The sequence below is a fragment of the Bacteroides sp. Marseille-P3684 genome (assembly GCF_900291465.1).
Lineage (GTDB): Bacteria > Bacteroidota > Bacteroidia > Bacteroidales > Bacteroidaceae > Phocaeicola_A.
This window is the reverse complement of record NZ_LT985808.1, coordinates 794,745-806,586: the sequence shown is the minus strand read 5'-3', so window position 1 is coordinate 806,586 and position 11,842 is coordinate 794,745. Positions and strand designations below refer to the sequence as shown.

Below are 11,842 nucleotides of genomic sequence, written 5' to 3'. Positions count from 1 at the left end.
TAATCCACGCCCCGGGACAAATAGTCCACCCTTTTGAGCAGATAGTCCACCAAGCAATTGACAATGGACAATTGACAATGGACAATCGTTTCAATTGACAATTGACAATTGACAATGGACAATTGTTTCAATGGAAACGGAGAATAAACAAATGACAATAGCCTTGCGGCGTAGTAGACTACAGCACACAAGGCTATTCATTGTCAATTGTTTCAATGGAAACGGAGAATAAACAAATGACAATAGCCTTGCGGCGTAGTAGACTACAGCACACAAGGCTATTCATTGTCAATTGTCAATTGTCAATTGTCAATTAAGAGGTGCGCCCCGCCGGGGGCACAATCTCACTTTTTCTTCTTCATCGGTGAGTCGCTGATGACCTTCGCCTCGTAGTCGAACTTGGCGAAGCCCTCCTTCAGCTTGTCTACCGACGTCTTGTCAGCATCGTAGACGATGGTCACGGTGCGTGTCTTCACGTCGGTGTCGAGCTTCTTCAGCCCCTTCTCGAAGCTGATGTTGTCCTTCACCTTCTTCTCACACATCTCGCAGTGCATCTGCTGCACCTTGAAGATGACCTTACGCATGTCCTTGGCGGACACGTTCAGGCTGCCCAGAGCGACAGCCAACAGAAAAAGCAATCCAATTCTTTTCATACGTCTTTAAGTTTTTAAGTGTATATAATAAGGTGTTCACTCGCGGAACCATCCCTTGTCAATCGTCCATGATTCATGAAAGAAGTCTCCAATTGTCAATTGTCAATTATCAATTGTCAATTGTCAATTGCCCCGTGGCAGGTTGAAGCGGACACCGACGTAGCCGGTCGCCCCGTGCATCGGTCCCCACACCATCGTGGCATCGAACGTGTCGCCCCACGGGTTGTCGGCGCCGATGATGGGGTTGCGCTGCTTGAAGTTCGTCAGGTTCTCGCCACCGACATACACGGACCAACGGCGGAAGAAGCGCGTCACCTGCATGCTGAGCTGCCCGAAGGAACCGTAACGCTCGCCCCACGACAGCGAACCGTCAGCCAGCGTGTACGGTTTCGGCATCCGTCCGCCACCGTTCTGCTGCCACGTCGCGTCGAACTGCCACTTGCCCAGCGGAGTCTTGTAGGACGCCGTCAGCAGTCCCTTGTAACGCCCCGTGAGCGCCTTCTCGTAGAGCACGCCGCCGATTTCGTGCCGCACGTTCGTCCACCGCCAGGCTGCCGTCAGGTTGAAACCGGCAAAGAACGGATAGCTCGCCTCCACCTGGAACACGTGGGAGTAGGAGCGTCCGTCGAGGTTCGTGAACGCGACCTCATGCGCGTTGCTCTCCATGTCCACCACCACCTGGTTGAGGAAGTCGGTGTAGTAGTACTCGGCATTCAGCGTCAGCGTCTTGTCCGCCACGGGGATGGAGGTCGCCACGCTCACGCCGTAGTTCCATGCCTCCTCCTGCTTCAGGTCGTCCGCCAGACGCACCGCGCGGCTGCTCGCCAGCAGGTAGTTGTTCTCTGCCAGCACGTGGTTCGTGCGGTAGCCCTTGCCGACGGACGCGCGGAAGGTCACGATGTCGTTGGGTGCATAGCGGACGTTGGCACGCGGGGTGAAGAACGAGCCATAAAGGTTGCTGTAGTCCCCACGCACGCCCGCCATCAGCGTCAGCTTGTCCGACGGCTTGTAGGTGTACTGTGCGTAGAGCCCCGTCACCGCCTCCTTGTCCAGCCGACGGGAAGGCTCCAGGGCGGCATCGTTCGTCAGGCGGAAGTGCTGCGCATAGTGGTCGTAGTTGAAGCTCACGCCCGTGGAGAGGGAGTGCTGCGGGGTGAAGTCGGTCTCAAAGATGAGCGAGGCATAGGCATTCTGCTGGTCGACGTCGTAGAGCTTGCGTCCGTAGGAGGCGTCCATGTCGTGGAGCGTGCCCGAGAGGATGAGCGCCAGGTTGGTGTTGTGCTCCTTGTCGAAGACGAGCGCCTGCTTGACGAACGCCTCGTAGCGGTCGGTGCGGATGCCCACGCGGTAGGGGTCCGCCCAGCTGTGTCCGCCGTGCGACACCTGTCCGCTGGTGCGGTCCTCACGCAGCGCCTTGATGCCTGCCTGGAAGATGTAGTGGTCGCCCATGTACGCCCAGCGGTTGAAGAGGTTGTACTGCTCCACCATGGGGATGTCGGCAAAGCCGTCGTCGTTGGCATCGTGGCTGCGCGTCTCGTTCTCATAGTGCGCCAGGAGCATGGTGCTCCACTTGTCCGTCAGCTTGACCGACGCGTCGGCGTTCGCCTCATAGCGTCCGGTGGTGCTGCCGAAGAGGTTGGCGGACACCCAGTCGGCGTCGGCAGCCTGCGGCTTCTTGAACTCGATGTTGATTTGCCCGGTCAGCGCCTCGTAGCCGTTCTTGACGGACGAGGTGCCCTTGCTCACCTGGATGCTCTGCATCCACGGTCCGGGGACGTAGCCCAGGGCGTAGGGCGCGGAGGCTCCGCGGAAGTTGGGGATGTTCTCGGTGAGCAGCTGGACGTAGGTGCCCGAGAGGCCCAGCAGACGGATTTGCTTGGCTCCCGTGGCGGCGTCGGAGTAGTTGACGTCGACCGACGGGTTGGTGACGAAGCTCTCGCCGAGGTTGCAGCAGGCGGCGCGGAACAGCTCCTCGCGCGACACCATGTCAGTGTTCATCACACTGCCGCGCAGCTTGCCGAGGGTTATCTTGCGGGCAGTGACGTTGACCTCGGCCAGCTCCATGCCTTCGCGCAGGACGATGTCGATGTACTCCTGCTCGGGAGCGATGGTCAGCGTGTCGGTGGCGAAGCCGATGCAGCTCACCACGAGCCGGTCGGCAGTGCCCGTACGTTTCAGGGAAAAGGCGCCCTGGAGGTCGGTGCTCGTGCCCGTCTTCGAGCCGAGCCACACGATGTTGGCGCCGGGAATGGTCTCGCCGTTGGCGTCCGCCACGCTCCCGGAGAGCACGCGGTCGGACCCTGCCCGGACGCTCACCGCCCAGGCCAATGTAAAGAGGGGAAGTATAAAGTGTTTCATACGTACTTGGTTCAATTGACAAGGGACAATTGACAGTGGACAATTGCCTTGCGGCGTGAAAACGCCGCTCACGGACAATTGGCAACGGGCAATCGCCTTGCAGTCTGGAAATGAATAATTTGATTCGGAATCGCCTTGCGGCGTGGAAAACGGACGGTGCGGTTGACAACGTCCCCATTGACCGGTCTCATGCGATACGGGAAGCAGTCACGACAGACCGACATGCCTCCTGCTCAATGGAGACACGCGCATGGTCAATGGTCAATTGCCAACTGTCAATTGACTAAATAATCAGTACGGAATGAAAGTTCAGGATATGCCTGCCTGTCAGTGGGGGCGCATGCGTGGTGACGAAGGTCTCCGTCGCCGTCTCGGGCGTACGCTCGGGCAGCAGGCATACGGGTTGCATCACCTGACAGCACGCCACCATCGGCAGCAGGGTCTGTATGTGGTTTATGAAGAAGTCTGCCTGATAGGAAAGGCTCAGGCAGGTGCACGCCTCGCTCACATGTACCCCGTCGGGGGATGCCGCGGCGGTCTTCTCCGCACAACACGTCGGACGCTTCACGGCGTGGTGTCCGTGCATGGGGCAGGACTCCTCCATCCGGCAGTTGTCCGAGCAGATGTGGAGCTGTGTCATCCCGGTCCCCAGACAGAAGAAGGTCAGGGACAGCACGAGGGCGATTATGTGATACAAGCGTTTCATCGGGTGCAAATTTAAAAACATTCCAAATAACAAAGCAAGTCAAACAGGTCCGAAATAATATATTTTCAGAAGAATTAAGAGGGACGAACACTCCCCTCACTTCCTCCCCGCACACTCCCCGCATGACTTTTCCTTGACAAAAACCACTACTTCCCCGCACCGTTCCTCCCGTCGGCACACCCCCGGAAGACAAAACTCCGGCACGCCCGACAGGGGCTAAACGAGCGCAGAAAGCCGTTCGCGTATCTCACTGATTATCAATACTCAAATGAATACCGTCGTACGGACGTGTCCGTACCGTCGTGCGGACGCGTCGCCACGCTCGTGCGGACACGTCCGTACGAACGTAGGAACACGTCGGTACGAAACGGGGGATGCGTCCGCACAAAACCGGGGATGGGACAGGTGGCTTCCGCTGGTCCGAAGCCGGGGGAAAGGCGGTGCGTCCGTGGGTGAGAAAAAAGGGGACAGACAAAGAAACCTTCCCCACCCTCCCGGCAGGGATGCGCCGTCCGGTGACTAGTCCTTCGGGGCAGCCTCATCGGGGCGGATGAGCTTCTCCAGCTTTTCAGCCAGGTCACGGAAGTGGCGGTAGTCCGTCGTGCCCTCCCGGCAGCCGGCAAGGCGTTCGCGGACGTCAGCAGCCAGCGCCTCGACGTGTGCCTGCACCGCCAGACGGGCGTCGGAGCGTTCGAAAGCCAGGTTGGCGTTCCGTGCCTCCGGAGTCGCCGGGCGCAGCATGTTCTCCAGCAGACGGACGTACTGACGCTCCAGCTGACGGGTATAGTAGGCGGTACGCTCCGGCACCCCGTCGGTGGACCGCCACACGGCACGATGGACGTCGGCGAGGTAGTCGCTCACGGGGTAGGGCTCGGAGGCGACGTAGGAAGCGTTGTCCAGGTTGGCGAGCAGCCCCGGGGCGAGCAGGTAGGACAGCACCGTGCTCTGCCGGTCGTAGATTTCCGTCACGGGGTCGACCTTGTCGACACACTGCACCACCTCGACGGGATAGAGCCACAGGGGCGCGTCGAAGAGGTTGCGCCCGAACCACTCCACGGCTTCCCGCTGGCGGGAGGCACCGACGAAGTCGCGAAGGCGTCCCCCGGGCAGGTTGCCCTCATAGCGTCCCAGGATGTTCTTCTGCACGTGCCACACATACTTGATGTACTGGGCACGGACGGCATTGTAGATGTCCTGCAGGTCGTCATGGCGTCCGTCGGGCTGACGGGTCCAGTCCAGGATGTGCTCCATCACGCGGCGCAGGTTGCGGATGCCGTACTCGTTCGCCTTCATGTTGTTGTCGCCCAGGTCCTCGCTCTGGCTGCGCGGGTCGGCTCCCTTGCCCTCGTCGCCCACATAGAACAGGCGCGGGTCGTCCTTCAGACGGCGGGTGACCTCGGCACGCAGGGCTTCCTGCTCGGTCCACGGGTCGCCGTCGTCGCTCCAGCGGTAGCCCCACTCGACCGCCCATCGGTCATAGACGCCAATGCGCGGGAAGAGCCCCCGGGGCGAGATGCGGTCCTCCGGCTGCGCCACGTAGTTAAAGCGCGCATAGTCCATGATGGACACCGTGTGCCCGTTCGCCTCGACCCACCGCTTGTCGCGGAGCTTCTCCACGGGTGTGGCGGAGCTGGCAGCCATGTTGTGGCGCAAGCCCAGCGAGTGTCCCACCTCATGGGAGGAGACGAAGCGGATGAGGCTCCCCATCAGTTCGTCGTCGAAGGTCATGGTGCGTGCCCGCTTGTCGAGCGGTCCGCACTGCACCATGTACCACTTCTTGAGCAGGTTCATCACATTGTGGTACCAGCAGACGTGGCTGTCGATAATCTCCCCGCTGCGCGGGTCTACGATGCGGGGACCATAGGCGTTCTCCTGCTCGGACGGCAGGTAGCGGATGACGCTCAGGCGTGCGTCGTCCAGGCTCATCGTCGGGTCGTCGCCCCACTCGCGTGCCTGGATGGCGTTCTTGAAGCCGGCTGCCTCGAAGGCGGCGTTCCAGTCCTCGACGCCAGCCTTGAGATAAGGCACCCACTTCCTGGGCGTCGCCGGGTCGATGTAGTAGACGATGGGACGCTTCGGCTCGGTCAGCTCCCCGCGTCGGTAGGCAGCAGGGTCCTTGGGTTCAAGGCGGTAGCGGTGGATGATGTCCTCCCGGCGCGTCTTCTGCTGCGTGTCGGAGAAGAGGGTGAAGCCGTTCTGGAAGTAGCCCACCCGCTCGTCGGCAAAGCGCGGACGCATCGGTTCCCGCGGCAGGAGGACGATGCTCGTGTTGAGCTCCAGCGTGACGGCACCGCTCTGTGACGCCGGGAACTTGCCTGCAGACACGGCATAGGTGCGCAGCGTCTGTACCTCGGTGTTGATGGGATAGGTCTTGATGGTGTCGATGAAGGAGCAGTCGCGCTGCAGCGTGCCCACACTGACGGTCTTGCGGTCGGCAGTGTTGAGCCCCGTCAGCTTGGAGTCCTCGAGGAAGAAGGAGGTGACCTTCACGAGCCGTGCCCCGCCTTCGGGATTGCGCCCGACGACATCGAACCGCCCGATGATGGGGTCCACGGTGGAGGCACGCAGCGAGCGGGCAATGCGGTCGCCCTCGGGTGCGAACTGTGTCTGCACGTATTCGCGCAGGAAGAGCGTCTGCCCGTCATGCTCCTCCCAGTAGACGACGCTGTGGTTGACCTCCTCGCCGCTCAGCAGCTTGAACCCCTCAGGGACGGCAAGGAAGCGCGTCACGCTGAGCAGGTGCCGTCCCAGGAGCGAGTCGGGCACCTCGAGGTACCAGTCCTTGTCGATGTGGCGGACGGTGAACAGTCCGTGCTGTTCGCTGCCCCCTTTGGCAACCAGCTTGGTGTAAGCATTGTCTACGGACGTGGAGTCCTTTCCCGCCCCGTGTGCCGCCGGGGTCAGGAGCAGGCAGACAAACGCTGCCCGGAGAATCTTTCCAATCATGTCTTTTCTGTCTTTATCGTTCTGCCGACGGGTGAGGCCTCAGCCCCTGCCCCGCCGGTCGGTTCATGTCTGTTCATCGGGATTCGCGGGGGTCACGGTCCGCAGCGGCGGACCTCCCCGCTCCCCCTGTCATTGTCCCCTTGCCTGCCGGGTCACTCGTTGGGTGTCAGGTTGGGGTTCTTCGTACGCGCATCCTTCGGGAAGGGGATGACATAGAGCGACGACTGCGGGTCGAGCGTATACGTCTGCTGGGGCACGTCGGTCGTCACGACGGGGAAGAGGCGGGTGATGGTCCTGGCATACGCCGCCTCGGTGTTCAGCCGCTTCAAGTCCCAGAACCGGCTGAAGCCGAAGAGCAGCTCCTTCCGCCGCTCGTCGATGACCAGCCGCACGGCGTCCTCCACCGTTCCGGGGTCGGAGAGCACGGCGCCCTCGCCTGCAATGCGGTGCCTGCGCAACTCGTTGAGGGTCTCGACGGCACCTGCCGTGTCGCCCAGCCGTGCCTTCGCCTCCGCCAGGATGAGGTAGACTTCCGCCGTACGCATGCCCACCGCCATGTACTGGAACTTGGAGTAGGTGATGGATGCGTTCCACAGGGCGGCACCCGACCCCTCGTCGAAGTAGTAGACGCTGTTGCCCGTAGTCTTGAAGAAGAGGTTGAAACGCTGGTCGTCCGTCCCGAAGAGCTGCACCAGCTCGGGGCTAATCATGCCGTAGCAGTACGTCGGGTTGTCCGAGTAGCTGCCCATGTAGGCATAGTTGAGCACCTCGGGATTGCCGCCCTTGGCATAGCGTGTGTCCTTGAGCGGACCGCCGGCAGCCGCCAGCTCGTTGTAGTCGATGAGGTCGTCCTTCAGCGCCAGCGATGCCTCGGCAGCCTGACGCGCCTTCTCCCAGTCGCGGTGGAAGAGGTAGACGCGCGCCGCCAGCGCATGGCCGAAGGCTTTCGACGGGTGGTAGACGTTCTCCGGCTCCTCCTGCAGCAAGGGGAGTGCCTCCTCGATGTCGCGGATGATGAAGTCGTAGACGGCAGCCACGGTCGACTTGGCGGGGGTCACCTCCAGGTCATAGCGGTCCATGATGGCGATGCCCGGGTCGCTCCCGGCGGTCTCGGGGTCATACGCCCGGGCGTAGGTGTTGACCAGGATGAAGTGGTCCCACGCACGCAGGATGCGTGCCTCGGCACGTGCCAGCTCCTTCAGCGAAGCGTCGCCCCGGCTTTCGCCGACGAGCGAGATGACTATGTTCGAGCGCAGGATGTAGCTGTAGCAGTTGGCGTAAAGGTTGTTGTCGCTCAGCTCCAGCCGGTCGCCGGCAGTGTTGAAGGTCATGTTGATGCCGTCGTAGGTGATGAACTCGTTGCCGATGATGTTCGATTCCTTCGCCCACACGTTGTCGCTCAGCAGGGCGAAGGACGTGGGGTAATAGGCGCGGTTGGGCAGGACGACCAGGTCGTAGTACGTCTCGGTGGAGTCGACGGTCTGCTGCCCCTTCGGGGTGATGTCAATGTAGTGCTCGCATGCGGTGAAGGCCAGCAGCATGCAAACGAGGAAGATATGAGTCAGTGTACGCATAGGATTCAGGATGTCTGGGGGTTAGAAACTCGTGGAGATGCCGAAGGAGTAGGTCGTCGGCAGTGCCATGGAACGCGAGCCGGTGTTCAGCCCGTAGCTCTCGGGGTCGATGTGGCTGCCCGCCTTGCACCAGGTGAGCAGGTTGTCCGCCTGTACCCTCACCCGCAGCGAGGTCAGTCCCAGGCGGCGGCATGCCGCGTCGGGGAGCGACCAGCCCAGGCTCACGCTGCGCAGCTTCACGTAGTCGGCGTCCTTCACGTTCAGGTCGCCGTAACGCCACCAGCTGTCGAAGGTCGAGGCGTAGGTGCGGTTCTCGACGGGCATGTCCAGGTAGAGGCGCACCCTGTCGGCGGGTGTCCCGGTGGTCCAGCGTTCGGTGATCTCCTTGACGGTCTGCGTGCCCATCTGGTCGCTCATGCTCGCCACGGCATCGCGCAGCTTGTGCCCGCCACCGAAGACGAAGAAGGCGTTGAAGTCGAAGCCGCGCCACTTCACGCGCCAGGTTGCGGAGCCATGATACTTGGGCGTGAGCGTGCCCATGTTGACCAGGTCGTCGGTACCCTTGAGCGACGTGGTGATCTCGTCCACGGTGCCGTCGTCGTTGAACGTTACGAGCGGGTTGCCATCCTTGTCGAGTGCCACGGGATAGCCGTTCTCGATACTGCCGATGCGGTATGCCCACAGGGTGTTATAGCTCGTCCCCTCGATGAAGTAGTTGGTCGGTGCCTGGATGAAGCTGGTGGCGGACGCGGTCTCATCGTGGTCGACACGCAACATCTTGTTCCTGTTGTACGCGAAGTTCAGGTCCAATCCCATCTGCCAGTCGTTCCGGTCGAGCAGGTCGGCAGAGAGCGACAGCTCCACACCGCGGTTGCGCATCTCGCCGTTGTTGATCACGCGCGACTTGGTGCCGATGGTCGGGTCCATGTAGCGGCGCACGAGCAGGTCGGACGCCTGCCGGTTGTAGTACTCGATGCTTCCCCGCAGGCGGCCTGTCCACAGACGGAAGTCGACGCCCAGGTTGAGCGTGGCGGTCTTCTCCCAACGGAGCTTCGGGTTGGGCAGGTCGTCGTCGTCGAAGGTCAGGTAGTTGGTCCGTATCGGGTTGCTCTGTGTCTTCTGCTTGACGATGAAGTAGGTGGTCGAGCTTTGGTCCACATTGCCGTTAATGCCGTAGGTGGCGCGCAGCTTCAGGTGGTCGAGCCAGCCGGCGTCCTCCAGAAAGGCTTCTTCCGAGAGCGCCCACGAGCCTCCCACCGACCACAGCGGGTGACGCTGGTTGCGGATGTCGAGTCCGAACAGGTCCGCCTGGTCCCAGCGGATGCTGCCCGACAGGTTGTAACGGGAGCGGTACGAGTAGTTGGCATTGGCATAGAACGAGGCATAACGGTGGCGCACCTCACGGAGCGTGCTGGGCAGTCCGCCCAGGGTAATGCGGTTGCCCGAGAGGGCGCTCGTCCCGATGCCGTCCTCCAGCTCCTGCCAGTCCATGACGGCAGAGGCGAGCGTCTGCGGGTCGTAGCCGTAGAAGAGTTGTGTGAGCGTTTTGGGAATCTTGTTCTCACGGAACTCCAGACCGGTGAGGGCGGTCACCGAATGGTCGCGCCACGAGTAGTCGAAGTCGAGCTGGTTGCGGAGCGTGTAGCGACGGCTGCCCACCTCGGTCTGGTAGAGCCTGCCGCCGGCAGGCAGCAGCGCCGTACCCGACTCGTCGACCATGCTGTTGTGGGTCATGCGCATCAGGTAGGAGTCGGCGGTATCGAGGGTCTCGCTCTCGCCGTAGTTCCATTCGTACTGGTACATGAAGTTGTAGCGGAACATCTTCAGGAACTTCGCCTCGAGGCTGACGAAGGGGCGCAGGCTGACGTCGTGCGCACGGGTCGTGCCCTCCTGCAGGGCGTCGAGCACGTTGAAGCCGAACGACTTGTAGGGTTCCGTCCCCTCGTGGGCTGCCACCACGCTGCCGTTGTAGGCACTGCCGGCGTATCCGCCCACATTGACGTAGGGACTGGTATAGCGGCTGCCGTCCGGAGAGAGGATGCGCTCGTAGCGTTGCTGGAGGTTGTAGGACGTGTAGAGGGTGTTGGCAGTCTCGTTCCGGTCGAGCGAAGCGTCAATGCCCAGGTTCACTCCCAGCCAGGGCGTGACGGCATAGTGGGACTTGTAGTAGAGCGAGAAGCGCCGTCCCCCGTCGCTGATGACACGGCCGCGCTCCTGCTCGTAGCCGAAGGAGGCGTAGTGGTTGTTCCCGCCGTTGCGGTGGGAGAGGCTGACGTTGTAGCGTTGGGTCAAGGCGGTGCGCCAGGCGTGGTCACGGTACTCACGGTAGTAGTCGTTGCCGCGCCACTCGGCAAGCGTGGCGTCCACCTCGGCTGCCGTCAGGGTGCCGTTCTCCCGGTCGAGGTAGAGCTGGAAGAGCGGGTTGTAGTAACCCGAACGGTAGGACGAGAGGAAAGCCTCGGCACTGCCCGTCTGTGCCACCTGGTCGTCAAAGACCGCCGTCTGGTAGTCCATGATTTCCGCCGTGGAGGCAAGCCCCAGGTTGGAGAATGAGGGCTTGGTGGTGACGAACCAGTCGGCGTTGATGTGCACCGCGGTCTTCTCGCCGCGCGCCTGTTTGGTCGTGACCACGATGACGCCGTTGGCTGCCAGTGCGCCGTAGATGCTGGCGGCGGCAGCGTCCTTGAGCACGGTGATGCTCTCCACGTCATAGGGGTTGATGTCGTTGAGCGTCATGGTGGTGGGCATGTCGTCAATGACGATAAGGGGCTGCGTGCCCACCTCGCTGGAGAAGGTGCCGACGCCGCGCAGGATGGGCGACATCTCGCCCGTGTTCGCGTTCAGGTTCAGCTGGAGGCCAGCCACCTTGCCTTCGAGGGCGGACGCCAGGTCGGTGTGCATCTGCTCGTTGAGCGCCTCGGCATCAACGAAGCCGTAGGAGGCGGTGGAGCGTTCCTTGCTGATGCGCTGGTAACCGGTCACGACGACCTCGGACACCAGCCGGTGGTCCTCCTCGAGCGTGATGAGCAGGTCGTCGGCACCCAGGCGCACGCGCACCTCGCGCTCCTTCCTGCCGATGTAGGACACACGCAGGACCACATGGTCCTCTCCGCTACGGATGCGCCCGATGCGGAAGTATCCGTTCACATCGGTTGCCATGCCGCGGCGGCTGTCCGTCAGCATGACGTTTGCCCCGATGAGGGGCTCTCCCTGCTCATCGACCACCCGTCCGGCGACAAAGCTCTCGCGCACATCGCCGGTGGACGGCTTCACGCGGATGAGGTAGACCCCGTCGCGGTAGGTACAGGTCAGTCCGGTGCCTTCGAGCAACGCGGCGATGACATCGCCCACCTCGCGATTGGTGAACGAACAGGCGCGGCAGCGGATGCCGGCGGCACGGTCGGTATCATAGACCAGTTGGACGTTGCTCTGTCTGATGATTTGCTGGAACGCCTGGTCGAGGTTCCCTTCCCCGAGCTTCAGGCTGACTTGTTGCGCCCGGCAGGGCAGCAGCGAGGCCAGGCCGACGCCGAGCAACAGGGTCGCACGGGCGAGGCTTTTCCCGGAACAAGCAGGAGTAGTCGTAGATTTCTTTCTCATATATA

At 61.9% G+C, this 11,842-nt stretch carries 6 protein-coding genes; all 6 read right to left on the bottom strand.

The window, feature by feature from the left end:
- Positions 1-344 precede the first annotated feature (344 nt).
- Positions 345-653: a heavy-metal-associated domain-containing protein gene (locus tag C8275_RS03120; protein ID WP_106484064.1), complete on the bottom strand. Its 309-nt coding sequence runs from the start codon at positions 651-653 to the stop codon at positions 345-347.
- A 123-nt stretch (positions 654-776) separates the two neighbouring features.
- Positions 777-3,011 carry a TonB-dependent receptor gene (locus C8275_RS03115; RefSeq protein ID WP_106484063.1) on the bottom strand — a complete coding sequence of 745 codons (2,235 nt, stop codon included), beginning with the start codon at positions 3,009-3,011 and terminating at the stop codon, positions 777-779.
- A gap of 283 nt (positions 3,012-3,294) precedes the next feature.
- A complete protein-coding gene (locus C8275_RS03110) occupies positions 3,295-3,717 on the bottom strand; it encodes a hypothetical protein (RefSeq protein WP_157948150.1) in 423 nt (140 codons plus the stop codon).
- Positions 3,718-4,236: 519 nt separating this feature from the next.
- Positions 4,237-6,663, bottom strand: coding sequence for a zinc-dependent metalloprotease (locus tag C8275_RS03105; protein ID WP_106484061.1), 2,427 nt, complete (start codon positions 6,661-6,663; stop codon positions 4,237-4,239).
- 152 nt (positions 6,664-6,815) lie between these two features.
- Positions 6,816-8,237, bottom strand: coding sequence for a RagB/SusD family nutrient uptake outer membrane protein (locus C8275_RS03100; protein WP_106484060.1), 1,422 nt, complete (start codon positions 8,235-8,237; stop codon positions 6,816-6,818).
- Between the two features lie 21 nt (positions 8,238-8,258).
- Entirely contained in the window at positions 8,259-11,837 is a 3,579-nt protein-coding gene (locus tag C8275_RS03095; protein WP_106484059.1) for a SusC/RagA family TonB-linked outer membrane protein, read from the bottom strand.
- Between the last annotated feature and the right edge of the window lie 5 nt (positions 11,838-11,842).

What these genes read in the sequence shown, in the direction of transcription:
- C8275_RS03120 (WP_106484064.1), bottom strand. Translation starts at nt 653, where the DNA reads ATGAAAAGAATTGGATTGCTTTTTCTGTTGGCTGTCGCTCTGGGCAGC.
- C8275_RS03115 (WP_106484063.1), bottom strand. Translation starts at nt 3,011, where the DNA reads ATGAAACACTTTATACTTCCCCTCTTTACATTGGCCTGGGCGGTGAGC.
- C8275_RS03110 (WP_157948150.1), bottom strand. Translation starts at nt 3,717, where the DNA reads ATGAAACGCTTGTATCACATAATCGCCCTCGTGCTGTCCCTGACCTTC.
- C8275_RS03105 (WP_106484061.1), bottom strand. Translation starts at nt 6,663, where the DNA reads ATGATTGGAAAGATTCTCCGGGCAGCGTTTGTCTGCCTGCTCCTGACC.
- C8275_RS03100 (WP_106484060.1), bottom strand. Translation starts at nt 8,237, where the DNA reads ATGCGTACACTGACTCATATCTTCCTCGTTTGCATGCTGCTGGCCTTC.
- C8275_RS03095 (WP_106484059.1), bottom strand. Translation starts at nt 11,837, where the DNA reads ATGAGAAAGAAATCTACGACTACTCCTGCTTGTTCCGGGAAAAGCCTC.